Here is a 26,531-nt window from a genome sequence, read left to right as displayed (position 1 = left end):
TGAAGTAGATCAAACTATTTCGCTTTATGTCTACATTATGTGTGTTTAAAATAACTCCAATTGTTGGTTACAACATAATGAAGGGAAGATAAAATGAAACACATTTTGCTTGGATTACTTATTTTAAGTATTTCTTATAATGCTGTAGCAAAACGGATGAGCTGCAAGAATTTTAAAACACAGGCACAAGCACAAGCTTATATGGAAAGATATGCAGCATATCATTTAGATGGCGATGGTGATGGTGAGGCTTGTGAATGTTTACCTGGTGGGAGTAGCTATGGTTCTTCGAAATGTCGCAAATAATAAAAAATGTGCTATTAACTGATGTTTTAATAGCACATTTTGCATATTAAGCCTTTTTTAAAAATTCAGATTTTAATGAAAAGCTTTGCCCATCAATTTTACAATCCACATCATGATCGGCATCGACTAAACGAATATTTTTCGCTTTAGTGCCTTTCTTCAGTACAATTGAAGAACCTTTCACTTTTAAATCTTTAATTAAAATGACAGAATCGCCATCTTGTAAAATATTGCCATTACTGTCTTTAACAACTCTTTCATCGCTTTCCACGACATCGTTGCCAGACCATTCGTGACTACAGTCAGGGCAAACAAAATTGATTGAGTCATGATAAACATACTCGCTTTGGCATTTTGGACAATTTGGCATGTGTTCCATTCTTTTTTCCTTCTTCAATAAAATGATGCGAAAGTATAGCAAAAAAGCGAAATTCTACCAAAAATCTACATTAACAACTCTGATTTGTTGAAAATTATTTTTCCCGTAGAATCACTAGGTTTATTACAAAAAAGGAAACTAAAATGAAAAAAATAACCTTGGCTTTAACACTTGCTACAATGTTATTCGCGCCACATGTTTTGGCACACAATATTCAATTGAATACATATTTACCTGCCGTAAATGTGGCGACTGATGGTGAATTAGTACTACAAGGAGAAAAAATCAGTTATCAGCCTTGGTATTCTAAAAATTTAGCTGGTAAAGTGCGTATTTTGCACCATTTTGCAGGGCGTAGTAGTGTAAAAGAAAAAAATGAACCATTGATGGAGGCCATTAAGGCAGCACAATTGAATGCAGAAAAATATCAAACAACGACGATTATTAATGCAGACGATGCTGTATTTGGGACGGGCAGTTTTGTCAAAAGTAGTGCTGAAAAAGGGAAGAAAACCAATACCCGTAGCCAAGTGATTCTCGATCAGCAAAGTGCGGTCAAAAATGCGTGGAACTTGAAGGAAAAAGAGAGTCTGATTATCGTGCTAGATAAAAATGCGCAAGTGAAATTTATCCATGAAGGGGCATTGTCAGCACAACAAGTACAGGATGTGATTAACTTAGTAACTGAATTAACTAAATAATAAGCTATATTGATAAAAATCTGTTCTTTGAATGATATCGTTAACATAATAAAGGAACAGATTTTATGTTTCTATCTCATACTGAAGATAAGCATTTATTTTTTACTGATCTCTGTTTTTTCATAAAATCAACATAAAGAATAGTATATCTGATACTATGGACATAATTCTTACTGCTTTTATTGAAAGCGATTTCACTAGATTGATTTAAACCGAATTTGATTATCCGACAAAAAAGGAGAACTTATGTCAATTAATCTCGCTAGAGTACAAGATATCATTGAAAAACTGGCGTCAATTTCTTCTGTGGAAGGGGAGTTAACACGTTTAGCATTTAGTCCAGAAGATGAGTTAGCACATAATTATTTATTTGAATTATGTCAGCAATATGATCTTTCCATTCGACGTGATGAAATTGGGAATGTCTTTATTCGTAAGGCTGGTATTGAAGATCATCTACCTGCGGTTGCTTTCGGTTCACATATTGATACCGTTGTGAATGCTGGCAAATTTGACGGGCCCTTGGGTTCAATTGCTGGTCTGGAAATTCTATTCAGTGCTTGTGAACAAGGTGTCAAAACGCGTTATCCTTTGGAATTAATTATTTTTATGTGTGAAGAGTCGAGTCGTTTTAACTACGCTACATTAGGCAGTAAAGTGATGTGTGGTGTAGTAGATAAAGCAGGGCTGCGTCAGTTAAAAGATAAACAAGGTAAAAGTTTAGCAGACGCTCTCACTGAAGTCGGATTAGATTTTGAATTAGTTGAAAAAGCGCGACGTCAAGCCAATGAGTTTAAATGTTTTTTTGAATTACATATTGAACAAGGACCGCGTTTAGAAAATGAAAATAAAACAATTGGTGTCGTTACAGGGATTGCTGCACCAATTCGCTGTCTAGTCAAAATTCAAGGACAAGCAGATCATTCAGGTGCTACCGCTATGCATTATCGGCATGATGCTTTATTAGGTGGTGCAGAAGTAGCATTAGCTATTGAACAAGCTGCGATTACTGCGGGGCATTCAACTGTTGCGACAGTTGGAAATTTAGCCGTCAAACCTGGTATAATGAATGTGGTACCTGGTGCTTGTGAATTGTTAGTGGATATCCGAGGTATCCATGTTTCGGCAAGAGAGTCAGTTTTTATTGCTTTGCAAAAACAGCTTGAAGAAGTTTCTGTAAAACGTGGTTTAAAAACAGAATTACAGCTGATTTCTAAGGACAGTCCTGTTATTTTATCCGATGATGTTATTGAACAGATTCGTCTGGCAACTGAGCAATTGGGCTATAGTTATGAGATTATGCCAAGTGGTGCAGGGCATGATGCTATGCATATGGCAAAGTTATGTCCAACAGGAATGATTTTTGTACCATCGCGTGATGGTATTAGCCATAATCCATTGGAGTTTACTAAATGGGAAGATATTGAGGCTGGAATTCGCGTATTACAACAAGTTGTATTAACACAAGCTGAGTTGATCTCTGCTTAGATGTGTATTGCGACAGTAAAAGTGCGATCTGTTTTGAGAAAGTTTGATGATGTTGTAGAAAATCAACTGAATGGATAAGCTTTAATTTCGAGTATAGATTGAAATGTCAATAAACTCTCTTTTTTCGAAGAAATAGCTTATATCGTTTAAAATACGGTCTAGCTAAGAGATAAAATGGGTATTTAACATGATAAATCATCTTAAATACCCATTTTTTATTTGTTATTGACTATTTTTGGTAATAAATCTGCTCAAAAGGAATGCGATATCGTTCCCCCCAGATACCTCTACCTGCTTTACGTACCCCACAAGAGACAATCATATTAATTTCAGCTCCTACTGGAAGGGCTAAAATTTTCTTAACTCGACTGCTATCTAAACCTTCGATTGGACAAGTATCATAACCCTGCTCTGTCATTGCGAGCATAAAAGTTTGGGCGACTAATCCACAACTTTTGTGTGTCACGACTCGCATATCCGATTCTGACATTTCCGTATAGATAGGTCGCCATAGACTGATTGTTTTAGCTAGTACTTTTCTAAATAAACCAAGAAGACCGAAGCAACGGCGGTAAGCAAAAGGCATTAATTTGCCATAGTAATCTGTTTTCCCCTTGATACGATTAGCGTGACGCTCGACTGGGCTATTGCGCTTTATGTTGTCAATTTCAAAATCTAAGATCGCCTGTGCTCGCTGCTGATATAAATCTTGACGAGTAACGAATACGACCATCTGTTGTGCGGTGGTGGCAGCTTGCTGATTTAAACAAGCCTCAGCTAACTTGCTCAGCAAGGTCTTGTCAGTAATATGATAAAACTCATATAGTTGCATATTAGAACTCGTTGGGGCTAATGTCGCGAGCTGTAAACAATATTTTACTTTCTGGTCATCAAGTGGGTGTTCTGGATCAAAATAACGTACAGCACGGCGTCGTTGGAGAAGATCGGATAGTGTCATTATCATTATTCCTTAAAAAAGTGAGCTACTTTAGTTCGATGTAGATGAAGTATGATTACTATACCAAACTGAACAAGATATAGACTATTTATTTCGACAGATAAAGAAGATTTAATACAATAAAAATGAGACAGTATAGTGCTAAATAAGTAATAAACTACCTAGTACGACTAAAATTACGCCAATTATCCGATTGATATAGATTTGTTTGGCTAATAACAAATGACGAATAGCAGTTTGTGATAATAATAAGGCAACGAGTGCAAACCATATAAGATGAGTTAGTGACATAAATGCACCATAACCTAATTGAATCCAAAGAGACGTTTTAGCATTGACCATTTGTGTGAAAGTACTTAATACAAAAAGTGTTGTTTTAGGGTTAAATGCGTTAGTGATAAAACCTATCTTGAAGTCGGACATAGATGTTAATAGTGTATCCGTAAGTTGTAAATTGACTTGTATTACTGGATGACGATAAGTTTGTATGCCAATATAAATGAGATAACAGGCACCTAATATTTTGATAAAATGGAACAGTATTGGGAATGTGATAAGCAGTATACTTACCCCAAAAACTGTATAAAATACATGTACCCATACAGCGGTAGCAATACCAATAGCTGTGAGCATACCTGCTTTTTTACCATAGAGGTAACTATTTCTACTAACCATTGCAAAATCACTACCAGGACTGATAACAGCGAGAACAGTGATACTCATTACAGCGATTAATTCATCCATTTTTTCTCCTTGAACAAAAGTAAAACTGTCTGTATTTTGCCTGAAAATAAATTAGGATAAAATTGAAAAAAATGACAATGAGGTGTGAAATTTTGGAACAAATAAAGCGTTTGCCAATAAAGGCACTTAAGTTTTTCTATTTTGTGGCAGAGTATGGCAGTGTCACTATGGCAGCAGAAAAATTGTCAGTCACTCATAGTGCAGTGAGTAAACAAATTAAATTACTTGAGCAGTATTTTGCTGAAGCATTGTTTGTAAAAAGTGGGCGTAATTTAGTGCTTTCTGCAACAGGACAATGTTTATATGAAACTTGCCAAGCTGCTTTCAATACATTGGAATTGGGTTTACAAAAAATTAATAAGAAACAAAATGATGATCTCGTTGTGTCTTGTGAACCTACTTTAGCAATGAAATGGTTGATTCCACGAATGGCACAGTTTCAAGCCGAATATCAATTTAATCTTGTCGTTTTGGCTGCAGGTGGTCAAGTGGATTTTAAGCGCCATACGATTGATATTGCGTTGCGTCGTAATGATTTTATTTGGTCACAGAATTTGTACGCAGAAAAAATAGCAGATGAATATATGGGACCTGTACATATCCCAAATTTAACATTAAAACAAAAATTACATACTTATACTCGCCCACGAGCTTGGCAAGATTGGATGGAAAGAACAGGTATAGATTTTCCTTTGTATCATGATGTCTTTTTTGAGCGTTTTTTTCTTGCTTTACAAGGCGCACTTGGTGGAGTTGGGGTAGCACTTGTTTCTCAGTGGATGGTCGAACAGGAAATTAATCAAGGGATTTTACAAGCACCTTATGGTTTTATACCTGATGGTTCTGCTTATTATTTATTATCAGAAACTGACTTTACTACTCATCCAAAGAAAATGCTTTTTCTACAATGGATTAGAAAAGAGATGGCAAAAATGCGCTAAAACTGACCGCACTTTTGCCAGCACTTAATTAGGTAAGATTGTTTATATTATTATATAACGCAAATATAAACGCCACAGCAATTATACATAGTAAAACCTTTTCGTTTGTTTTAAGTTGTAGAGTTTTACCTTGATGTTGGTACCTTGAATATAAATAAATGACAATGCCCGGTACATAAAGTAAGACAGATAGTAATAAGTAGTTTAAGCCTGCGGCATAAAGAATCCATAAACCATAAATAGATGCTATCAGACCTGTTAACTTGATATGCCAAGCACTATTTTGTTGAATAGATAATTTAAGTAAATAAGCACCAATTAATAAATAGGGTACTAGAATCATAGAGGTTGAGATCAATAACAGCGCATTGTAGCTTTTCCCGGTCATTAGTACTAATATTAAGCAAAATTGTACAACGATATTAGTAAACCAAAGTGAATTGATTGGAGTCTCATTTTGATTCACTTTATTGAGGATTTTAGGAAATGCGCCATTTTTTGCGCCACGATAAGGGACTTCAGCTGAATACATTGTCCAACTAATGTATGAGGCGAGTACGGAAACAATTAAACAAGCGGTTATAATAATTTTGCCACTACTGCCAATCATACTTTCTAGCAACCCTGCCATAGAAGGATTCGGCATATTGGCAATTGTTTCACGAGGTAGGATCCCGAGCGATAAAACTGTAATTGCAACATATAAAATTAAGGCAATCACAATACCTAATACGGTAGCTAGTCCGACATCGCTGCGTTTTTTAGCATGTGCTGAAAGGACAGCAGCACCTTCAACACCAACAAACACCCATAATGTAATTAACATCGTATTTTTAACTTGATCGGAAATATTATTCTTTAGTTCAACGGCTTTAATATCATAATTAAAGGTTTGTGGTGAAAAATACCAAGCAGCTAAGAGAATAAATAAGATTAATGGGAAAGCTTTCACAAAAGTGGCGAGTAGATTAAGAAAAGCGGCTTCTTTGACGCCTCTTGTGATCAACCAGTGAACTAACCAAACAACAATGGAAGCACCCAAAAAAGCAAAAAGCGTATTGCCTTGCCCAAATAGTACATGATCTGCACTATCAGTGAATAAACCTAATCCTTCAAAGGCAACAACTAAATATCCTACACTCCCGATTGTCGCGCACAACCAGTATCCCCATGCAGAGAGAAATCCCACTAAATCGCCAAAGCCTTCACGTGCGTAAGTATAAATTCCACCATCAAGTTCAGGTTTCAAGCGAGATATATAGAAAAAAGATAAGCCAAGAAAGATGATACCAATACCAGTGATAATCCAGCCAATAATTAATGCTTCAGCACCAGCGACCTCAGCCATATTTTGAGGCAGGCTGAAGATTCCTGAACCGATCATTGAACTGAGTACTAATGCAGTCAGGGATAATAATCCAATTTTTTTATTCGACATCTTGTCTTCTCTTATTTTTTTATGATGAATGTCAATGAAAAAGCACCGCACTTATATAATTAAAGTGCGGTGCTCTTTTAATCAATTTTAGACATTGAAGCGGAAGTGCATCACATCGCCGTCTTGTACTATATAGTCTTTTCCTTCTAAGCGCCATTTGCCTGCCTCTTTGGCGCCAGCTTCGCCTTTATATTGGATGAAGTCATCATATGAAATGACTTCAGCACGAATAAAGCCTTTTTCAAAATCCGTATGAATCACTGCAGCTGATTTTGGTGCTGTCGCACCAATAGGAATAGTCCAAGCGCGTACTTCTTTAACACCCGCAGTAAAGTAAGTTTGCAAGTTGAGTAATTTATAGCCTGCACGAATAACACGATTTAGACCAGGTTCTTCGATACCTAAATCTTGGAGAAAATCAATTTTTTCATCATCGTCTAATTCTGCAATTTCAGATTCAATTGCAGCACACACAGGTACAACTACTGCACCTTCTTTTTCTGCAATTTCACGTACACGATCCAAATAAGGATTATTTTCAAAACCATCTTCATTGACATTCGCAATATACATTGTTGGTTTTAATGTTAAGAAGTTATAGCCTTTGATCGCATGTAACTCATCTTTATCCAAACCAATTGAACGAATCATTCCTGCATTTTCAAGGACAGGTAAGATTTTTTCCATGATAGAGAGTTCAAATTTAGCCTCTTTATCACCGCCTTTAGCACGTTTTTGTAAACGTTGTATGGCTCGCTCACAGCTATCTAAATCTGCTAATGCTAATTCTGTGTTAATCGTATCAATATCTTCGGTAGGATCAATTTTACCTGCAACATGTACGATATCGTCATTTTCAAAACAACGAACAACATGTCCAATAGCATCTGTTTCACGAATATTAGCTAAAAATTTATTCCCTAATCCTTCACCTTTACTTGCCCCCGCAACTAGTCCCGCAATATCAACAAACTCCATTGTTGTTGGGAGGACACGTTCTGGATTAACGATAGCCGCAAGTGCATCTAGACGAGAATCGGGCATTGGTACTACGCCAGTATTAGGTTCAATCGTACAAAATGGGTAATTTGCTGCTTCAATACCCGCTTTAGTTAATGCATTAAATAATGTCGATTTTCCGACGTTAGGTAAACCAACAATGCCACATTTAAATCCCATATTCTTTCCTTAATACGTTGTGATCTTTAAAAAATAATTATGCTTTAAAACTGTTTAATCTGTTTGTCGCTTTAGTGATCCCTTCTTTGATTAAAACTTCAATACAGGCGGTGGCTTCATCTAATGCTTTATCAATCAACTGCCAGTCAGTTGGTGAAGGTTTGCTTAATACATAAGCAGATACTAAATTTTTATCACCGGGATGACCAATACCAACACGTAAACGGTAGAAATTTTTATTATTTGCTAATTGTGCAATTGTATCGCGTAAGCCATTATGACCACCATGTCCCCCACCTTGTTTAATTTTTACAACACCTGGTGGTAAATCTAATTCATCATGAATGACTAAAATTTCTTCAGGTTTAATACGATAGAAGTTAGCTAGTGCACTCACTGCTTTTCCACTTAAGTTCATAAATGTGGTCGGGACTAAAAAACGTATTTCATGGCCATGAATGATAGCACGCGCAGTTTTACCAAAATACTTATTTTCGAGAACTAAATTAATATTATAGCGACGTGCTAAACGTGCAATTAACCATTCACCCGCATTGTGGCGAGTATCCGTATATTTATCGCCCGGATTACCCAATCCTACAATTAATTTGATTTCAGACATTCTCTCTCTTCCACAACTCAAAAATAGTGGCGTATTGTAGCGGAAAACGACTTTTTACTCAATGTTGTGCTCTTGTGATCTGTTGAGTTAACCAAGGAATAGCCTTTTCCAATGGGAAATTTTGCGTATTTCCAGAAGTCGTGTTCTCGCTATGAGCACTAATGACTTTAAGGTGTGGAATATCAGAAGGAATTAGAGGCTCCCAAGTGCCTAAATTAGGTTGGCTGTTAGCAAAAAAACTGAGTAATGGTTTTTGGAAAGCACAAGCTAAATGTAATGATCCACCATCTACTGCAACAACAAGATCAGCGCTTTCAACGAGCGCTAAATATTCGTCCAAACTGGTTTTAGGTGAGCATTTAATCTCCAATGTTGGACATAATTGTATAAGCTGCGCACAATAATTTTGAGCAGTTGGCGTGTAGCCGACGAGACATTCTACTTTTTGATTGAGTTCGCCGACTAAACTGGCATTGAGTAATGTCGCGAGTTCAGATTCGGGAATTTGTCGTTTGCTACCTTGAGGGCAGAGGAGTAAGCGAAACTTATTGTTTTGCCAAAAGTTTTCGACTTTTTGGCGATTTTCTTTTGTTGTATTTAGTACGCTTTCTGGTTCTGGCAACACAAAATGTTCAGCAAACACAGATTGCATTAAATAATGACTTAAACGCGCATTATCTTTTTGAGGACAATGAATATCATAGCTTTTAATTGTCTCAAAATTGTAATACTTCTTATTATATTTGCGGAAAATAACAATCCATTTGGGCATCAAAATCCGATCCATGAAGAGAGAAGAAGAATTAAAGTTGTTTTCAAAATCGAGTAGAAGATCCCATTTTTTACTGTGTTTGATATAACTAAAAAGATTACGCTCCACAAATTCATCAACCAGCCCTGAAGCTTGGTAAATTGCTTTATTAGCACCGCGCACAACAACGCCTAGTTTTGCTTGGGGAAAGAGGGCTTTTAGTTGTTTGAGGTGAGCAGTATGGACAGCAGCATCACCGATCGCAAAACCTAACGGTCGAAGAAGGATCGATTTAACTTGATTGAATTGAATTGGGGATGGCTGTTTTTGTCGATTTTCTAATAATAAAATAAATAGTTGTTTAAAGTTCATTGTCGTTGTCCCAATTCTTTGCTTATTTAGAGCACACTTTTCCGTTATAATACACAAAATTTTTTTGAAAAATAAGTAGTAATAAGATGCCAATAATTAATCAAAGTGCATTAGTTGCTTATAGTGCACAGCAGATGTATCAATTAGTCAATAATTATGAACAGTATCCTGATTTTGTACCAGGTTGTGTAGCGGGACGCACTTTAACTGATCAAACAAATCAAGTTACAGCAGAATTAGTCATTGCAAAAGCAGGGATCCGTCAACGTTTTACAACCCAAAATACAATGTTGGAAAATCGTTCAATTAAAATGCAATTAGTGGAAGGTCCTTTTAAATTTTTACAAGGAGAATGGACTTTTGACCAATTAGATGAACACAGTTGTAAAATCGCATTAAAATTAGAATTTGAATTTTCTAATCCACTTATTGCTATGGCATTTGGGCAGATTTTTACTCATTTAACAACAAGAATGATTCACGCCTTTAAACAGAGAGCAAAAGAGGTATACGGTGGCGCAAATTAATATTGAAGTTGTTTATGCCTATCCTAATAGACATTATTTAAAGAAACTCAGTGTAGAAGAAGGTACAATGATTCAAACTGCTATTTTGCAGTCAGGTATTTTGCAACAATTTACTGAAATTGATTTACGAGAAAATAAAGTAGGTATTTTTAGCCGTCCCGCAAAACTCACAGATTTGTTAAAAGAAGGCGATCGCGTTGAGATCTATCGTCCATTATTGGCTGATCCAAAGGAAATTCGTCGTAAACGTGCTGAGCAACAAGCCGCTCAACAGAAAGAAAAAAAATAGGATGACATATGAAATTTTGTTTACCAGAAAATATAACCTCGGCGATCTTTTTACGTGATTATTGGCAAAAAAAACCGCTATTAATTCGTAATGGCTTACCACAAATAGTCAATATGTTTCAGCCAGAAGATATTATTGAGTTAGCACAACAAGAAGATGTCACAGCACGTCTAATTAAACAGTTTTCAGATAATGATTGGCAAGTAAAGTGTAGTCCATTGAATACTAACGATTTTAAAGGTTTGCCTGAGAAGTGGTCTGTTTTAGTTCAAAATCTAGAGCAATGGTCAACTGAATTGGGAGAGCTTTGGGGGGCATTTGGGTTTATTCCACAGTGGCAACGCGATGATATTATGGTGTCTTATGCACCTAAAGGTGGCTCTGTTGGTAAGCATTATGACGAATATGATGTGTTTTTAGTCCAAGGCTATGGTCATCGTCGTTGGCAATTAGGTAAATGGTGTGATCCAAGCACGGAATTTAAAGCAAATCAGCCGATCCGTATTTTTGACGATATGGGAGAACTAATTTTAGATGAGGTTTTGGGTCCAGGCGATGTTCTTTATGTGCCCTCTCGTTTATCACATTATGGTGTAGCTGAAAACGATTGTTTAACTTTCTCTTTTGGTTTACGTTACCCTAATATGGCTGATTTATTAGAAAATGTGAACAAAGTGATTTGTCAAACACTACCTGATATAGCTACAACTGAGCTACATATTCCATTGCGTCTTACTCCAGCTGAGCAGGAAACAGGTAAACTAGATTCTGTAATGGTCAGAACAATGAAACAGCAATTTTTGGATCAATTAGCGGAATCAGAACAATTTGAGCATTTGTTTGAACATGCTGTAGCGACAACTGTAAGTAGTAGACGTTATGATTTATTGGAAACTGAGGAATATTGTGATTTAGACGAAGTACGGTCGCTTTTAGAAGAGAATAGTACAATTGTACAAGATAATAATTGTAAGTTAGTTTATCTTGAGAACCCATTACGCCTTTATGCAAACGGTGAATGGCTAGATGAGTTAAATGAAATAGAAGCACAAGTCCTAAAACAACTTGCTAATGGTAAGCGAGTGGATTTTGCGTATTTAACAAGCTTGTGCTCACAGACTGAAGAACCAGAAACAGCATTAGACTTGTTCATTGACTCGTTATGTAACTGGATCGATGATGGTTGGGTGTTGCTTGAATCATTGTAGTGATTTTATCTGTTACTGTTATAAACGAAGCAATTAATGTACTAAATTAAGGTATTTCTAATGATGTCTGATCAAATTTATTCTGTTTCTCAATTGAATCAATCTGTACGTTTAATGCTAGAAAATCAACTAGGACAAGTTTGGTTAACGGGTGAAATTTCTAATTTTAGTCAGCCAGTATCAGGACATTGGTATTTAACTTTAAAAGATGAACATGCTCAGATACGCGCAGCAATGTTCCGTATGAAAAACTTACGTGTTAGCTTTCGTCCGCAAAATGGTATGCAAGTATTAGTTCGTGCAAGTGTCAGTTTATATGAGGCGCGAGGTGATTATCAGATTATTATTGAAAGCATGCATCCTGCGGGCGAGGGTCTATTACAGCAGCAGTTTGAAACGTTAAAAATGAAGTTAGCTGCAGAAGGCCTGTTTGCACAAAATCTTAAGAAAAATCTACCGCCCTTTAGTAAAGCTGTTGGTATTGTGACATCTAAAACGGGGGCCGCATTACAAGATATTTTGCACATATTGCGACGGCGAGATCCTAGCTTGAAAATCGTTATTTATCCTACCGCTGTACAAGGTAAAGATGCTGTTATTGAAATTGTACAAATGATTGAGCTGGCAAACCAACGTCGAGAAGTGGATGTATTAATTGTCGGTCGAGGAGGTGGCTCGTTAGAGGATCTCTGGTGTTTCAATGAAGAGCTTGTAGCACGTGCAATTTTTAATTCAGTGATTCCAATTATTAGTGCTGTTGGACATGAGACAGATGTGACGATCGCGGATTTTGTGGCTGATTTACGCGCACCCACTCCTTCAGCAGCAGCGGAATTAGTCAGTCGTGATCAGCAAGAATTATTACAACAACTGGTTTATAAAAAACAGCGTTTAGAAATAGCACTAGATCGCGTCTTTAGTGAGAAAAGTCAAGCTTTGCAATATGTTCGGCTTCGTTTACAACGTCAACATCCACATGTGCAGTTAAGAATGCAGCAGCAAAGAATGCAACAGCTGTTCCATCGTTTGCAGTTAAGTACACAAGCACAAATAGATAAACGTCAGGATAAATTGAGTATCTTGTCGAAGCGAATACAAAATAATCTATTGCCTTTACGTGTACAGAAGCAACAACAATATGTTTATCAATTAGAGACAAGACTGAATATCGCATTGAATCGTCTATTTACACAAAAACAACACCAATTGGCCCATGCTTGTGGTAAGTTAGATGGGCTAAGCCCATTAAAAGTCTTGGCTCGAGGGTATTCGATCGCAGAAAATTCTTTAGGTCAAGCTGTGACAAATATTCAACAGGTTCGTGTTGGAGAACGTTTAAAAACAACCTTACTGCAAGGTCGTATTATTAGTGAGATTGTGGAAGTGAACAAGCGTTAAAAAAGGAACAAAACTGTTCCTTTTTTGTTTGTTTAGCTCTTCTTGTGTTTGGTGAGTGATTTATGCTGAATTTGAACATTTTTTCCTTTAGCTTGGAAATATTGTCCAAGTTGTTCCGTGATATACACTGAGCGATGTTTTCCTCCAGTACAACCGATTGCAATAGTTAAATAACTACGATTATTTTGCTCTAACATCGGTAGCCAAGTTTCAATGTAGTTACGCGTAAGATAAATAAAGTGATTAACTTCATTATGTTTATTTAAAAATTCTGCAACAGCATCATCTAAGCCAGTTAACGGGCGTAATTCAGGATTCCAATGTGGATTTGGTAAAAAACGGACATCAAATACATAGTCTGCATCTAGTGGTAAACCATATTTAAAGCCAAAAGATTGGAAAATAATTTTTAAGTCTTTATCTGATGTACCACGCAGAAAATTACGTAAACGTTCAGCTAACTCATGAGTAGAAAGACGCGTTGTATCAATAATTAAATTAGCACATTGGATAAGAGGATCTAAGTGGTTTTGTTCCTCGTCAATCGCAGCTTCTAATGATAAATCTTGAACAGATAATGGATGTAAACGGCGTGAGTCACTATAACGGCGAATTAAAGTGCTGCGATCAGTATCTAAGAAAATAATTTTAATTTGATGTTGTTCTTGTACTTTATTCAGTAATAGTTCAAGTGTTTTTGATGAATAGGGTAAATTACGAATATCTAAGCTGATTGCAACAGATTTATGATTTACTGATAAAATATCCGCTAGTTTAGGGAGCAAATCTAGAGGTAAATTATCAACGCAATAATAACCAATATCTTCTAAAGCACGGAGAGCAACAGATTTCCCTGCACCTGAACGGCCACTTATAATAATAATTTCCATAAGCTTACCTGTTACTAGTTAATTAAACGGATGTAGTATTATATTCGACAGCTTCGTCATTATCTTGATGTTCATCTTGCTGTGAGTTAAGCTGATCTATATTTTCAAAAATATGCCAAATTTCATCAACACTTTGTGCTGATCTTAATCGTTTGCAAAGTGTTTTATCAGATAACTTTTCTGCAATTTCAGGCAGTACAGAAATATATTGCTCACACATTTTTTCTGGTATTAAAAGAGCAAGAATTAAATCTACTTCACGGTGATCAGCTGATTCATATTCAATTGGTGAGTCTAAATGAATGAAAACGGCAAGGGGCTGTTTACCTTCAGGAATTCGTGCTTTTGGCATGGCAATTCCATTACCTAATCCAGAGTTGCCAATTTTCTCTCTGCTTAACAAACATTCAAAACAAAATTGTTCTGCATTTTCAAATTGAACTTGCTCTGCAATGACTTGAGTAATAATTTCAAATAAGCGTTTCTTGCTAGTACAAATTAACCCTTGACGAATATGTTCAGGTTTCAGTAATTCGGTAAATTTAATCATAACTACAGTCTAAATTCTTCGCCTAAATATACACGTTTCACTTGTTCGTTGTTGAGAATTTCTTCAGGTGTGCCCGTTGCAATCATTTTGCCTGCACTAACAATGTATGCTCTTTCGCATACGTCAAGCGTTTCTCTAACATTATGATCAGTAATCAGCACACCTAAACCACGGTCACGTAGATCCATAATGATTTTTTTTATATCAATTACTGAAATGGGGTCTACTCCCGCAAACGGCTCATCAAGTAAAATAAATTTAGGATTTGCAGCCAAAGCACGAGCAATTTCGACACGGCGACGTTCCCCACCAGAGAGTGATTGTCCTAAGTTATTACGGATATGACCAATATTAAATTCGTCAATAAGTTCATCAGCTCTTGCTCGACGTTGTTCATGTGTAAGATCTTTACGGATTTCAAGCACTGCCATTAAATTATCGTAGACACTTAGACGTCGAAAAATAGAAGCTTCTTGTGGAAGATAGCCAATACCTCTTTGGGCACGGTTGTGCATAGGTAATAAACTAATATCTTCATCATCAATACGAATTTTACCTTGATCATGATTGACGAGCCCAACAACCATATAAAATGTAGTTGTTTTTCCCGCACCATTTGGACCAAGTAATCCAACAATTTCATTTGCATGTACAGTTAAACTTACATCTGAAACAACTTGACGGCTTTTATAGCTTTTAGCTAAATTCTCAGCATAAAGGATAGACATGGCAAACCTTATTTCTTATTTTTATCATTTAATTGTGTTGGAATTAAAATAGTTCTGACACGAGCATGACCAGTACTATTTGCTTTTAATTGTTGTTTATTTACATCATAAGTAATCATATCGCTATTGATTTTACTATCCAATTGTTTCAATTGTGCATTACCAGTTAAGGTCAAAAACTCATGACTTAGATCGTAGTGGATTTTATTGGCTTGTGCTTCAACGGGTTTCCCATCATCAAGCTTTTGAAAAAATGTAACAGGATTCCCGAATGCCTCAATCGTATCTTTTTTGCCTGAATTATCAGCTGGGCGTTTAATAATAACTTTATTTGCCTTAATTAAAATAGAGCCTTGGGTAATGACGACATTGTCAGTAAATGTCACAATACTATTATCCATATCTAAAGATTGATTATCAGATACGATATTAATCGGCTGCTGTGAGTCATTTTTAAGCGCAAAAGCAGGTAATGTCACAGTGAGTAATGTGGCTAAAAAGATGAGTTTATTGCTTGTTGATTTCATAATATGTATTTACCTGCTCTTTTAATGTCGCAATTTGTTGATGCAAATTGCCACTTAATTTTAAACCTGTTGAGTGGAAGTTTTGTCCATAAATCTTCACTGTTGTATCTGATGTAATGTCTTGTGTTGATAAATTAACAACGGCACTTTCTGTTTCAACACGTTGTAAACGAGAATGGGTAAAAAGACTTTCTGCAATGACATTCCCTTCTAAATACAGCATATTGTTTTTAGTTAAAACGGCTTTGTTAGCACTCAATTTCCAACTTTCTTTATCGTTGCCAGAATCAGTATTTAATGTATCAATATCAAATAAATAAACCATAGGCATTTGAAAATGTGTTTTACCCGATGTTGTAAAATGTGAGATTGATTCAGCGGAAGCAAAATATTGTTTTTTTCCAGTTGGAGAAAATACAGTTGTTCTCATTTTTTGACCTGTATATTCTGGGCTATCTGGCTTTTTTATTAGTGTACTAAGATTGTCTTCACTTTGATTAAGTGAATAAAACCAAGCAAGTAATACAAGCGCAATAGCAGATAAAACAATATTCCAACGAATATTCATAAAACGTATTTTAAATTTAGCTAGGGTTAATCATTAACCTCTAATCATAGCATAATTTTTATAAAACAAATCAATGTTGGGTTTGTTTTCAAAAAAATTTTATCTTAATGAACGTTTTCATATATAAATAGTCGAAAGAGCGTATATTTTGCATCGACGAAAATTTGACATTCAAGGGGAATTGGTAGAATATCCCCCTTTAATTTTGACGTATTCTAGTTAGTAAAGAGATTTTATGAATAATCCCTTAATCGAAGTGAAAAATCTCACTTTTAGACGAGGCGAGCGCACAATTTATGACAATTTGAATTTGCAGTTTGAAAAAGGAAAAATTACTGCAATTATGGGACCTTCTGGGATAGGTAAAACAACATTACTGAAGTTAGTTGGTGGTCAGCTACAGCCAGAGAAAGGTGAGATTTGGTTTGATGGACAAAATATCTGTCAGCTTTCTAATTCAGAACTATATCAAGTACGCCAAAAAATGGGGATGCTATTTCAGTCAGGAGCACTATTTACTGATATTTCTACTTTTGATAATGTCGCATTCCCCATTCGTGAACATACTCATCTTCCTGAGTCATTGATTCGTAAGATTGTTTTGATGAAGCTTGAGGCTGTAGGCTTGCGTGGCGCAGCAGATTTAATGCCTTCCGAGTTATCAGGTGGGATGGCAAGACGTGCAGCTTTAGCGAGAGCAATTGCACTTGATCCAGAACTCATTATGTTTGATGAGCCCTTTGCTGGCCAAGATCCGATTAGTATGGGCGTTATTTTAAGTTTAATTAAACGATTAAATGAAGCATTACAACTTACTTCTATTGTTGTGTCTCATGATGTGCAAGAAGTATTAAGTATTGCTGATTATGCTTATATTATTGCTGATAAGCGTGTGATTGTAGAAGGGACCTCAACTCAATTGCTACAAAGTAAAGATCCGCAAGTTCGCCAATTTTTAGATGGAGAGGCGGATGGACCTGTTCGTTTTCATTTTCCTGCGCAAGACTATGTGGAGGAACTATTTAAATGATCAAATTTATTTCTCATTTTGGGCACAACGCAATTAGTGCTTGCCGTGCAGCTGGGCGGGCAGGGTTTATGTTGTGGGGGGCACTAGTCGGCAAGCCACAAGTCAGAAAGCATTTCCCTTTATTAGTGAAACAACTGCATGTGCTTGGCGTCCAGTCTTTACTTATTATCATGCTATCAGGTTTATTTATTGGTATGGTATTGGGTCTACAAGGTTATGTTGTCTTAGTGGATTTTTCCGCAGAAACGAGTTTAGGGCAACTTGTCGCGCTTTCGCTATTACGTGAATTAGGTCCAGTTGTGACCGCACTTTTATTTGCAGGAAGAGCAGGATCTGCTTTAACTGCTGAAATTGGTTTGATGAAAGCAACAGAACAATTATCCAGTTTAGAAATGATGGCAGTTGATCCTCTTCGTCGTGTTATTGCACCGCGCTTTTGGGCTGGTGTGATAGCAATGCCAATTCTTGCTGTAATTTTTACTGCAATTGGTATTTGGGGAGGCTCATTAGTTGGCGTAGACTGGAAAGGCGTTGATGCAGGTAGTTTTTGGTCTGTTATGCAAAACGCAGTGACTTGGGAAAATGATTTATTAAATGGTTTTATTAAAAGTGTTTGTTTTGCTATAGCTGTTGTTTGGATTGCATTATTTAATGGCTATGATTGTATTCCAACTTCAGAAGGAATTAGTAAAGCCACAACTAGAACGGTTGTACATGCTTCATTAGTCGTATTGGGTTTAGATTTTGTATTAACGGCATTAATGTTTGGTGCGAGTTAATTATTGCTTGATTTAATTAGTTGGATATAAAGGAAATAGTATGCGACAAACGCGGATATATGAATTTTGGGTTGGTTTATTTTTATTATTAGGTATTGCTGCATTAGTCTTTTTAGGCCTAAAGGTGGCGAATATACAAGGATTTAGTGAAACTAAATCTTATAAAATTCATGCAACTTTTGATAATATTGGTGGACTAAAAGTCCGTGCTCCACTGAAAGTGGGCGGGGTTGTTATTGGTCGTGTGACTGATATTACTTTAGATGAGAAAAGTTATTTACCCATTGTAACAATTGCAATTGATGAACGTTATAATGAAATTCCAGAAACAAGTTCTTTATCAATTAAAACATCAGGCTTATTAGGTGAGCAATATATTGCATTAAGTGTTGGTTTTGATGATGGTGAAGTTGCGATGTGGAAAGAGGGTGAGCGAGTTGTAGATACAAAATCTGCATTAGTGTTAGAGGACTTAGTTGGACAATTCTTATATGGTGATCGTAATAAAAACGATACGAGTACTAACCCAGAAGTAAGTGAGCAATAGTGCTGAATTTTAAATTTGTTAAGAAGTTAAATAGGAGAATACTATGTCAACAGTATTAAAAAGTATGATGGCAAAAATGGTGGTAATTATAACTGCACTTTTTTCTCTCCAAGTATTTGCAGCAGATACGCCTTATGATTTAACTGTAGAAGTATCAGATAAATTATTTAAAAACATTACAGCTAATCAAGCTAAAATTAAACAAGACCCTAATTATTTGAGAACAATTGTGCGTACTGAACTGATGCCTTATGTTCATGTTAAATATGCGGGCTCAAAAGTGTTAGGCAAAAATTTTAAAGCGACTACACCAGAGCAAAGGGAAAAGTTCTTTGTTGCCTTTGAACAATATATTGAACAGACTTATGCACAAGTATTAACCTTGTATTCTGACCAAAAATTACAAATTGAAAAGCCAAAAACAGAATCAGCAGATAAAACAGCCAGTATTCGTGTCAAAGTGATTCAAAGTGGTAATCAGGCACCCGTTAATTTAACTTTTTATTGGTACAAAAATAGCAAATCTGGTAAATGGCAAGTATTTGATATGAGTGCTGAAGGTGTCAGTATGGTTGAAACGAAAGAAAAAGAATGGGCACCAACAATTGCAAAAAGCGGTTTAGATGCACTAACTGACCAAGTTGAAAAAGCAGCTAAAGTACCAGTGACATTAAGTAAATAAGTAAATGAAAGCACTAAAAAGTTTAACTTGGGCAATAAACCAAAATGATGATAAAATAGCTTTCCAATTAATTGGGGAGTTATCTCGTGACACGTTGCTACCTTTATGGGAGCAACGTGCTTCTTTTTTATCAGCAGAAAAACTCAGCATGTCATATATCTATTGGGATCTGTCTCAGGTGAATAGAATTGATTCTGCTGGCTTTGCATTGTTGTGTGATTTTTTGCAATATTGCCAAACGACGGTAAAACGGGAGCAACGTATTATTTTGAAAAATGTGCCAAGCCAATTTTTTACTCTGGCAGATTTATTTGGGCTATCCGCTTGGATAGCAACATTTGTTCAATCCGACGGAAAATAGTTAATGGAAACGCAAGAAATAGAACGAATTTTAAAAGAAGCATTAAACTTAGATGAAGTATATGTACAAGGTGAGAATGCTCATTATGGCGTGATAGCTGTGAGTGATGAGTTTGCAGGTTTATCTAGAGTGAAGCAACAGCAACTGATTTACGCACCATTAATGGAATATATTTCAAGTAATGCAATTCATGCATTAACAATTAAAACCTATACTGTTGAAAAATGGAAGCGTGATCGCTTATTTAATCAACTTTCTTAAAGTAAGTTGTGGGACATTCTTATGCAAAAATTTCGTGTTTACGGGCAATCTCGTTTAAAAGGATCGGTTAATATTTCTGGTGCAAAAAATGCAGCGTTACCGATTTTATTTGCCGCTATTTTGTCGGAAGAGCCAGTTACATTAACTAATGTACCAGAGTTAAAAGATATTGAAACAACATTAAAAATTTTACGTAAATTAGGTGTTGTTGTTGAACGTGATGAACATGGTGCGGTGCATTTAGATGCATCAAAAATCGATCATTTTATTGCGCCATATGAGCTCGTTAAAACGATGCGAGCCTCTATTTGGGCATTAGCGCCATTAGTTGCGCGTTTTAATCAAGGACAAGTGTCATTACCGGGAGGATGTTCAATTGGTGCTCGTCCCGTTGATTTACATATTAGTGGATTAGAGCGTTTAGGTGCACGAATTACATTAGAAGATGGTTATGTTAAAGCATTTGTAGATCATCGTTTAGTTGGTACGCGTATTGTTGTAGAAAAAGTGAGCGTCGGTGCCACTTTGTCTATTATGATGGCAGCAACATTAGCTAAAGGTAAAACAACGATTGAAAACGCTGCCCGTGAACCTGAGATTACTGATACAGCCATATTTTTAAATAAAATGGGCGCGAAAATTTCAGGTGCTGGGACAGATACGATTATCGTCGAAGGTGTTGATCATTTAACTGGCTGTGAACATAGTATCGTGCCAGATCGTATTGAAACAGGAACCTTCCTTGTTGCCGCAGCAATTTCTGGCGGTCGCATTGAATGCCATAATACGAAAGCAGATACACTTGATGCTGTAATTGATAAATTACGTGAAGCAGGAGCACAAGTTGATGTGACAGAAAACAGTATTACTTTAGATATGCTAGGTAATCGTCCTCGTGCAGTCAATATTCGTACTGCACCATATCCTGGTTTTCCAACAGATATGCAAGCACAATTTACTTTGCTAAATATGGTTGCTTCTGGTACGAGTATTATCACTGAAACTATTTTTGAAAATCGTTTTATGCATATTCCTGAGTTAATCCGTATGGGTGGAAAAGCTGAAATCGAAGGAAATACTGCAATTTGTCATGGCGTTGATCATCTTTCTGGTGCGGAAGTGATGGCAACAGATTTACGTGCATCAATTAGTCTTGTATTGGCAGGTTGCATAGCAACAGGTGAAACTATTGTCGATCGTATTTATCATATTGACCGTGGTTATGAACGTATTGAAGAAAAGTTACGTGGTCTAGGTGCAAGAATTGAACGCTTTTCCAGTGAGAGCGAAGAATGCTAACTTGATTTATTGTGATAAAAAAGGGAAACAATTGTTTCCCTTTTTTATCTCTATTAGCTTACTATTCCGATAATACTGCGAGTTGCTTCTTTCACATCTGTTAATTTTACTTGAATTATATCACCAAGTTTATAAATAAGTTCGCCGTTGATATAAAGAGCAATATCATCAGTGTTTGCTTGTATTTCATCTTTGTTATTATGTAAGGTTGATGCTGGAACAAAGACTGAAGCACCGTTTTCAAGAAGCTGTACACGTAAACCTGCCCGAGTGATGTCCTGTACTTCAGCATTAAAAATAACGTTTTCTTCTACTTTTTCAGCTAAATAACGACAGTATAGCCAGTCTGCAATATCGCGTTCGACGAGTCTATTTTGGCGGCGAGCTTCTTGTAGGCGGGTTAATATATCCTCTTGTGGCTTTTCACAAGATTGATTGGTTAACGTTGCTTTAATGAGGCGATGGTTAATAATATCTGAGTACTTACGGATGGGTGATGTCCAAGTGGCATAGCCAGATAGACCTAAGCCAAAGTGCGGTGCGAGTTCAGATTTAAATTCAGCAAAAGTAAGGAAACGACGTAAACGGAATTCAACATAATCGTTGTTTATTTTTTCAAGATCATGACGCATTTGGCGATAACCAGTTAATGTTGATAAGGTATCCACTGAATAACGTTGACTTAATTCAGCTAGGTTTTCTTCATTAGTGAGATGAGTTAATAAAAATTGGCTGGCAGACACTAACCATTTTTTATCAAATCCGCTATGAGTATTAAAAATACCTCCTTGGGCTTGCTCATCTAAATAATGTGCAGCACAAATATTTGCTACGATCATCGCCTCTTCTACAATTTGATTTGCCGTACGACGGTATTCAGCCTTTATGTCTTTTACTTTACCATCTTCACTGAGAATGAATGAATAATCAGGTTTTTCTTTAAATAATAAAGAGTGCTTTTTGCGCCACTCAATACGCGCTTGCGTAAATTGGAAAAGCCAATGAATTTGTTGGGCTGTTTCTGTATTTTCTGGTTGCCATGCATCTGGCTTTTGTTCTAGGTAGTCAGAGACTAAATTATAAGCTAGTTTAGCTTTAGATTGTACATAAGCAGATACAAAGCGAGGGTTACCTACAATGTTTCCTGCTAAATCTGTGTTAATATAGCAAACAAGTGCAGGGCGAATTTCGTCTTTTACTAAAGAACAGAGTTCATCAGACAGTTCACGTGGTAACATTGGGATGTTAAAACCAGGTAGATAATTAGTAAAACAACGTTGTTTTGCATCTTTATCAATTTGTGAGTCTTGTGGAATATAGGCAGTTGGATCGGCGATAGCAACAACTAATCTCCAACCAGTTTGAACTTCACTAGTTAAAATAGGTTCGATATAGAGTGCATCATCCATATCTTTTGTGCTTTCTGAATCAATAGTCACAAAATAAAGTGCGGTTAGATCTTCGCGAGTTTGCTGATCTAACATTTCGTAATGCGCTAAACCCTTTACTGGATAACGTGATTGTTGATGGCGTGCTAGAGTGACCCACCAAGGGGCAAATTCATCATCACTTTTACAGATAAACTCATTAATTTGAGCAAAAAAGAAACGATTATCCCGTAATGGATGGTTCTTAAGATGGGCAACGACCCAATCTCCTTCTTGTAATTCTTCTTGTACTAATTTAGTTGGGCTTGCAGCAATCGGGTGATTTATTTGTGGATGATCGACTAGGATTTGTAATTTTTGATCTTTATTAAAATGAACACGCCCAACAAAGCGAGTTAACATAGGTTCGAGTAATTGGTCTGGTTCAGCTTGTTCTTTATCACCAATTACTTCAATTAACGCCTTAATTTTGTCACCATGCATGACTTTTTTCATTGCGGCTGGTGGGATGAAATAGCTTTTTTTATCACACTCAAGAAAACCAAATGCTTTATCAGAACCTTTAACTATACCTTCAACTTGTAGTTTACTGTCTCGGATTTGTTGTTTTAATTGGGAAAGGAGAGGATTATTTTGGAACATTCAGAAATATCCATTAAACGTCAAAAAAAGCGGACAAGACTGTCCGCTTAGAAATAATAATAAAAACTTATTCAAGTTCACCCATAGCTACAATACTGAAGCCTGCATCAACGTGTAATACTTCACCTGTGACACCTGCGGCTAGATCTGAACATAAGAATGCAGCGGAGTTGCCCACGTCTTCAATTGTTACTGTTCGACGTAAAGGCGCTGTTTGTTCAAAATTGGCTAGCATTTTTTTGAAATTTTTAATGCCAGATGCAGCAAGTGTACGGATTGGACCTGCTGAAATTGCATTAACACGAATACCTTCTTTTCCTAAAGAGGCTGCCATAAAACGAGTATTAGCTTCCAATGAGGCTTTTGCTAGACCCATCACATTGTAGTTTGGAATTGCGCGTTCTGCACCTAGGTATGAAAGGGTTAATAGTGCTGAGTTTGGATTTAACATACTGCGAGCTGCTTTTGCCATTGCAACGAAACTATAAGAACTCACATCATGGGCGATACGGAAACCCTCACGATTAACTGAATCAACATAATCACCATCTAATTGGTCTGCTGGTGCGAATGCAATTGAATGTACGAATCCATCAAATTTATCCCAGTGTTTTGCTAACTCTGTAAAACATTGCTCAATACTTTCATCTGTACCTACGTCACAAGGGATAACAATCTCTGAGCCTAATTCTTTTGCAAATTCTTCTACACGACCTTTTAATTTATCATTTTGATAAGTAAAAGCGAGTTCTGCACCTTCACGTTTCATCGCTTGTGCAATGCCGTAAGCGATAGAGCGATTACTTGCAACACCTGCAATTAAAATACGTTTATTTGTTAAAAAGCCCATAATCAATACCTTTTCATATGTTAAAAAATTGTGGTTAGTATAAGGGAAAATAGGGATAAATACAAAGCTGACTTCCTTTAAGCTGGATTATCAATATCTTTAAACTCAACCGTTAATCCATAATTTTCTGCAATCCATTCCCCTAAAGCTTGGATGCCATAGCGTTCAGTGGCATGATGACCTGCAGAGAAAAAATGAATGCCTTGTTCACGAGCTGAATGAATCGTTTGTTCAGAAACTTCACCAGTAATAAAAGCATCAACCCCTCGATTAGCTGCTAAATCAATATAGCTTTGACCTCCACCAGTACAGATCCCAACAGTATGAATTAAGTGCGCTGCGTTTTCGCTACAAACAAGTGGCTTGCGATGAAGAGTTTGTTCAATACGCATTGCAAATTCTTCACTTGTTAATGGTGTGGTTAATGTACCATAAACAGGGATACTCATAGAGCCTTGTTCTAACGGCTGTAAGTTTTTAATACCTAATAGGCTAGCAAGACGGGCATTATTGCCCAATTCTGAGTGAATATCTAAAGGCAAATGGTAGCTATATAAATTGATATCATTCATTAATAACGTTTTAATGCGTTTGTTTTTCATACCACGAATACAGGGATTTTCATTTTTCCAAAAATAGCCATGATGGACTAAAATCGCATCAGCTTGCTGAGATACGGCATAATCGATTAGCGCTTGACTGGCTGTGACACCTGTGATGATCTTATTTACATCTTTTTTTCCTTCTATCTGTAGACCATTAGGGGCGTAGTCCGAAATGCTTTGGCTATTTAATTTTTGATTTAAAATGTGTTCAAGTTCAATATGATTCATGCCTGTTAATTATCCTATAGTGATAAAAGAATGAGGCAATGGTAAAGGATTTGATCTGGAATAAGAAGAAAAAAATGGCTAATGTGAAAATCTTTTTCAAGATTATGGGGGAGTGTTCACATTAGCCAAGCCGTTTTATTACTTAAATAAAAACAAATTCATTATATATTTTATTATACAATAATCAGGTGATATGTAAGAAAAAATGAAAAAAGGTGATAAATAACCTTTTATTCAATTCCTACTAATTTGTGTGCTTGTATGCTCAATTGCCATTTCGGCTTATTAACTCGTTGGTTTAAAATTCCTAATTGTGTAATAGTGTCGAGCAAATTCATTTTACTATTTACTTCACAAGGCGATAGATAATAACGCTCAGCTTTGATTTGTTGCTCGATTTGCTGACAAAAATCTAATACATTTTCATCTGCAACAATGCGCACTTCATGGGCAAACGGAATGCATTGTTGCTGATATTTATACTGATATAACCGCTTTGGACTTGTAGCAATATAGTCAATTTGCCTAGGGATTGTTTTTAAACCATTTGTTTCAATTGCGAGAAAATAACCATTGGCTTTTAAATGATCGAGTAATACATCAAGTTTAGGTACAATAGTCGGCTCACCACCTGTGATAATGATATTTTTACTAGAAAATGACCGCACTTTATTGAGAATCTGTGAAAGTGTCCAAGTACTATACTGATTATAATGAGTATCACACCACGGGCAGGCTAAATTACATTTTCCAAAGCGTATAAATATACTTGGCATCCCTGTATTAAAGCCTTCTCCTTGTAAACTTTCAAAGATCTCAACAATGTTATATTTCTGTTGTAAAACACGTTGACCTTGCATTATGTTTCTTACTCCTCGTATTCACAAAATGAAGTTGGTGTTTCCCAAAGACGAATCGCAGAAATAGGCAAATGTGCTTCATATTTTAAACAGTTGAAAATAAAACGAGCCATTTCCTCGGCAGTAGTACGAGTGGTTAAAGCAAAGGTTTTAGAATCTAAAGATTGTAGTAAAGCAGCAACTTTTGTTTCTTTTTCACTATGAGAATCATAAATAAAAGCATGATCCATTGGATCTAAAATATGTTGTTTGACAATAGATTTTAAATCTGAAAAATCAATTACCATACCTCTTTTGGGACCACTTTGATGTAAATCACCACAAAGTTCTACTTGTAACTTATAAGTATGCCCATGTAAATTTTTACATTTCCCATCATGACCATCAAGCATATGTGCCATGTCAAAGCTAAACTCTTTTACAATTTTAAACATA

At 36.2% G+C, this 26,531-nt stretch carries 32 protein-coding genes; 15 read left to right on the top strand and 17 right to left on the bottom strand.

The annotated features are described in order from the left end of the window. The first annotated feature begins 93 nt into the window (after window positions 1-93). Window positions 94-306, top strand: a complete 213-nt coding sequence (locus K7G93_RS05700) for an excalibur calcium-binding domain-containing protein (protein WP_049216149.1) — start codon at window positions 94-96, stop codon at window positions 304-306. A gap of 46 nt (window positions 307-352) precedes the next feature. Here the strand turns inward: K7G93_RS05700 and K7G93_RS05695 are convergent, their stop codons facing one another. Further along, entirely contained in the window at window positions 353-685 is a 333-nt protein-coding gene (locus K7G93_RS05695; protein ID WP_049216147.1) for a zinc ribbon domain-containing protein YjdM, read from the bottom strand. 143 nt (window positions 686-828) lie between these two features. On the opposite strand from K7G93_RS05695, the gene K7G93_RS05690 reads away from it, so the two are divergent. Beyond that, complete coding sequence (locus tag K7G93_RS05690; RefSeq protein WP_226690658.1) at window positions 829-1,386, top strand: YtfJ family protein; 558 nt, start codon at window positions 829-831, stop codon at window positions 1,384-1,386. A gap of 246 nt (window positions 1,387-1,632) precedes the next feature. Beyond that, window positions 1,633-2,874, top strand: coding sequence for a Zn-dependent hydrolase (locus tag K7G93_RS05685; protein WP_226690659.1), 1,242 nt, complete (start codon window positions 1,633-1,635; stop codon window positions 2,872-2,874). A 229-nt stretch (window positions 2,875-3,103) separates the two neighbouring features. Here K7G93_RS05685 and K7G93_RS05680 read toward each other — a convergent pair whose 3' ends face one another. Both K7G93_RS05680 and K7G93_RS05675 read right to left on the bottom strand, forming a co-directional pair. Next, window positions 3,104-3,832 (bottom strand): nitroreductase family protein, encoded by a 729-nt coding sequence (locus tag K7G93_RS05680; protein ID WP_226690660.1) that lies wholly within the window; start codon window positions 3,830-3,832, stop codon window positions 3,104-3,106. Between the two features lie 141 nt (window positions 3,833-3,973). Further along, entirely contained in the window at window positions 3,974-4,576 is a 603-nt protein-coding gene (locus K7G93_RS05675; protein WP_226690661.1) for a LysE family translocator, read from the bottom strand. Window positions 4,577-4,668: 92 nt separating this feature from the next. Here K7G93_RS05675 and K7G93_RS05670 point away from each other — a divergent pair, with 92 nt between their 5' ends. Continuing rightward, complete coding sequence (locus K7G93_RS05670) at window positions 4,669-5,517, top strand: LysR family transcriptional regulator (RefSeq protein ID WP_226690662.1); 849 nt, start codon at window positions 4,669-4,671, stop codon at window positions 5,515-5,517. Between the two features lie 28 nt (window positions 5,518-5,545). Here K7G93_RS05670 and K7G93_RS05665 read toward each other — a convergent pair whose 3' ends face one another. From K7G93_RS05665 to K7G93_RS05650, 4 genes are all read right to left on the bottom strand, one after another. Continuing rightward, complete coding sequence (locus tag K7G93_RS05665; protein ID WP_049216135.1) at window positions 5,546-6,955, bottom strand: basic amino acid/polyamine antiporter; 1,410 nt, start codon at window positions 6,953-6,955, stop codon at window positions 5,546-5,548. An 87-nt stretch (window positions 6,956-7,042) separates the two neighbouring features. After that, window positions 7,043-8,134 carry a redox-regulated ATPase YchF gene (gene ychF, locus K7G93_RS05660; RefSeq protein WP_226690663.1) on the bottom strand — a complete coding sequence of 364 codons (1,092 nt, stop codon included), beginning with the start codon at window positions 8,132-8,134 and terminating at the stop codon, window positions 7,043-7,045. A gap of 37 nt (window positions 8,135-8,171) precedes the next feature. After that, window positions 8,172-8,756: an aminoacyl-tRNA hydrolase gene (pth, locus tag K7G93_RS05655; protein WP_049216131.1), complete on the bottom strand. Its 585-nt coding sequence runs from the start codon at window positions 8,754-8,756 to the stop codon at window positions 8,172-8,174. Window positions 8,757-8,814: 58 nt separating this feature from the next. Then, the gene (locus K7G93_RS05650) at window positions 8,815-9,879 is read right to left on the bottom strand and encodes a glycosyltransferase family 9 protein (protein ID WP_223667218.1); all 1,065 of its coding nucleotides are present in this window, start codon (window positions 9,877-9,879) and stop codon (window positions 8,815-8,817) included. 86 nt (window positions 9,880-9,965) lie between these two features. On the opposite strand from K7G93_RS05650, the gene K7G93_RS05645 reads away from it, so the two are divergent. The 4 genes from K7G93_RS05645 (at window position 9,966) to xseA (ending at window position 13,301) form a co-directional block, all read left to right on the top strand. Next, on the top strand, window positions 9,966-10,406 hold the full coding sequence (locus K7G93_RS05645; RefSeq protein WP_115322974.1) for a type II toxin-antitoxin system RatA family toxin: 441 nt from the start codon (window positions 9,966-9,968) through the stop codon (window positions 10,404-10,406). Then, the gene (locus tag K7G93_RS05640) at window positions 10,393-10,695 is read left to right on the top strand and encodes an RnfH family protein (RefSeq protein ID WP_049216124.1); all 303 of its coding nucleotides are present in this window, start codon (window positions 10,393-10,395) and stop codon (window positions 10,693-10,695) included. The genes K7G93_RS05645 and K7G93_RS05640 overlap by 14 nt, the downstream gene beginning before the upstream one ends. Window positions 10,696-10,703: 8 nt before the next feature. Then, on the top strand, window positions 10,704-11,903 hold the full coding sequence (locus tag K7G93_RS05635) for a ribosomal protein uL16 3-hydroxylase (RefSeq protein ID WP_226690664.1): 1,200 nt from the start codon (window positions 10,704-10,706) through the stop codon (window positions 11,901-11,903). 63 nt (window positions 11,904-11,966) lie between these two features. Then, entirely contained in the window at window positions 11,967-13,301 is a 1,335-nt protein-coding gene (gene xseA, locus K7G93_RS05630) for an exodeoxyribonuclease VII large subunit (RefSeq protein WP_160531722.1), read from the top strand. A gap of 32 nt (window positions 13,302-13,333) precedes the next feature. Here xseA and rapZ read toward each other — a convergent pair whose 3' ends face one another. Genes rapZ through lptC form a run of 5 tightly spaced genes read right to left on the bottom strand, consistent with a single transcriptional unit; the run spans window position 13,334 to window position 16,564 of the window. Then, window positions 13,334-14,191 (bottom strand): RNase adapter RapZ, encoded by an 858-nt coding sequence (gene rapZ, locus K7G93_RS05625; protein ID WP_049216119.1) that lies wholly within the window; start codon window positions 14,189-14,191, stop codon window positions 13,334-13,336. Between the two features lie 22 nt (window positions 14,192-14,213). Continuing rightward, window positions 14,214-14,741 carry a PTS IIA-like nitrogen regulatory protein PtsN gene (gene ptsN, locus K7G93_RS05620; protein ID WP_049216117.1) on the bottom strand — a complete coding sequence of 176 codons (528 nt, stop codon included), beginning with the start codon at window positions 14,739-14,741 and terminating at the stop codon, window positions 14,214-14,216. Window positions 14,742-14,743: 2 nt separating this feature from the next. Next, window positions 14,744-15,469 (bottom strand): LPS export ABC transporter ATP-binding protein, encoded by a 726-nt coding sequence (lptB, locus tag K7G93_RS05615; RefSeq protein ID WP_049216115.1) that lies wholly within the window; start codon window positions 15,467-15,469, stop codon window positions 14,744-14,746. A gap of 8 nt (window positions 15,470-15,477) precedes the next feature. Further along, window positions 15,478-15,996, bottom strand: a complete 519-nt coding sequence (gene lptA / locus K7G93_RS05610; protein ID WP_226690665.1) for a lipopolysaccharide transport periplasmic protein LptA — start codon at window positions 15,994-15,996, stop codon at window positions 15,478-15,480. Then, window positions 15,977-16,564, bottom strand: coding sequence for an LPS export ABC transporter periplasmic protein LptC (gene lptC / locus K7G93_RS05605; protein ID WP_049216111.1), 588 nt, complete (start codon window positions 16,562-16,564; stop codon window positions 15,977-15,979). Before lptC ends, lptA begins: the two co-directional genes overlap by 20 nt. 235 nt (window positions 16,565-16,799) lie before the next feature. Between lptC and mlaF the strand changes: the two genes are divergently transcribed. Genes mlaF through murA form a run of 7 tightly spaced genes read left to right on the top strand, consistent with a single transcriptional unit; the run spans window position 16,800 to window position 21,523 of the window. Continuing rightward, window positions 16,800-17,594, top strand: coding sequence for a phospholipid ABC transporter ATP-binding protein MlaF (gene mlaF / locus K7G93_RS05600; RefSeq protein ID WP_226690666.1), 795 nt, complete (start codon window positions 16,800-16,802; stop codon window positions 17,592-17,594). Continuing rightward, entirely contained in the window at window positions 17,591-18,373 is a 783-nt protein-coding gene (gene mlaE / locus K7G93_RS05595) for a lipid asymmetry maintenance ABC transporter permease subunit MlaE (RefSeq protein ID WP_115322969.1), read from the top strand. The genes mlaF and mlaE overlap by 4 nt, the downstream gene beginning before the upstream one ends. 40 nt (window positions 18,374-18,413) lie before the next feature. Continuing rightward, window positions 18,414-18,920 (top strand): outer membrane lipid asymmetry maintenance protein MlaD, encoded by a 507-nt coding sequence (gene mlaD / locus K7G93_RS05590; protein ID WP_049216105.1) that lies wholly within the window; start codon window positions 18,414-18,416, stop codon window positions 18,918-18,920. Window positions 18,921-18,963: 43 nt separating this feature from the next. Next, window positions 18,964-19,602 carry a phospholipid-binding protein MlaC gene (mlaC, locus tag K7G93_RS05585; protein WP_115322968.1) on the top strand — a complete coding sequence of 213 codons (639 nt, stop codon included), beginning with the start codon at window positions 18,964-18,966 and terminating at the stop codon, window positions 19,600-19,602. Between the two features lie 4 nt (window positions 19,603-19,606). Further along, window positions 19,607-19,963, top strand: a complete 357-nt coding sequence (locus K7G93_RS05580; protein WP_226690667.1) for an STAS domain-containing protein — start codon at window positions 19,607-19,609, stop codon at window positions 19,961-19,963. A gap of 3 nt (window positions 19,964-19,966) precedes the next feature. After that, window positions 19,967-20,224, top strand: a complete 258-nt coding sequence (locus tag K7G93_RS05575) for a BolA family protein (protein ID WP_115322967.1) — start codon at window positions 19,967-19,969, stop codon at window positions 20,222-20,224. 21 nt (window positions 20,225-20,245) lie between these two features. Next, the gene (murA, locus tag K7G93_RS05570; protein WP_226690668.1) at window positions 20,246-21,523 is read left to right on the top strand and encodes a UDP-N-acetylglucosamine 1-carboxyvinyltransferase; all 1,278 of its coding nucleotides are present in this window, start codon (window positions 20,246-20,248) and stop codon (window positions 21,521-21,523) included. A 53-nt stretch (window positions 21,524-21,576) separates the two neighbouring features. Here murA and rnb read toward each other — a convergent pair whose 3' ends face one another. From rnb to queD, 5 genes are all read right to left on the bottom strand, one after another. Next, window positions 21,577-23,553 (bottom strand): exoribonuclease II, encoded by a 1,977-nt coding sequence (gene rnb / locus K7G93_RS05565; protein ID WP_226690669.1) that lies wholly within the window; start codon window positions 23,551-23,553, stop codon window positions 21,577-21,579. Window positions 23,554-23,620: 67 nt separating this feature from the next. After that, entirely contained in the window at window positions 23,621-24,403 is a 783-nt protein-coding gene (gene fabI / locus K7G93_RS05560; RefSeq protein WP_049216094.1) for an enoyl-ACP reductase FabI, read from the bottom strand. Between the two features lie 77 nt (window positions 24,404-24,480). Next, window positions 24,481-25,236 carry a Nif3-like dinuclear metal center hexameric protein gene (locus K7G93_RS05555; protein ID WP_160531719.1) on the bottom strand — a complete coding sequence of 252 codons (756 nt, stop codon included), beginning with the start codon at window positions 25,234-25,236 and terminating at the stop codon, window positions 24,481-24,483. Window positions 25,237-25,466: 230 nt separating this feature from the next. After that, complete coding sequence (locus K7G93_RS05550; protein ID WP_226690670.1) at window positions 25,467-26,096, bottom strand: 7-carboxy-7-deazaguanine synthase QueE; 630 nt, start codon at window positions 26,094-26,096, stop codon at window positions 25,467-25,469. An 8-nt stretch (window positions 26,097-26,104) separates the two neighbouring features. Next, window positions 26,105-26,530, bottom strand: a complete 426-nt coding sequence (queD, locus tag K7G93_RS05545) for a 6-carboxytetrahydropterin synthase QueD (protein ID WP_115322962.1) — start codon at window positions 26,528-26,530, stop codon at window positions 26,105-26,107. Window position 26,531 lies beyond the last annotated feature (1 nt).

This window comes from Pasteurella canis (assembly GCF_020810675.1).
Taxonomy (GTDB): domain Bacteria; phylum Pseudomonadota; class Gammaproteobacteria; order Enterobacterales; family Pasteurellaceae; genus Pasteurella; species Pasteurella canis.
The sequence above is the reverse complement of the archived record's forward strand: the minus strand, read 5'-3'. Positions and strand labels throughout refer to the sequence as shown.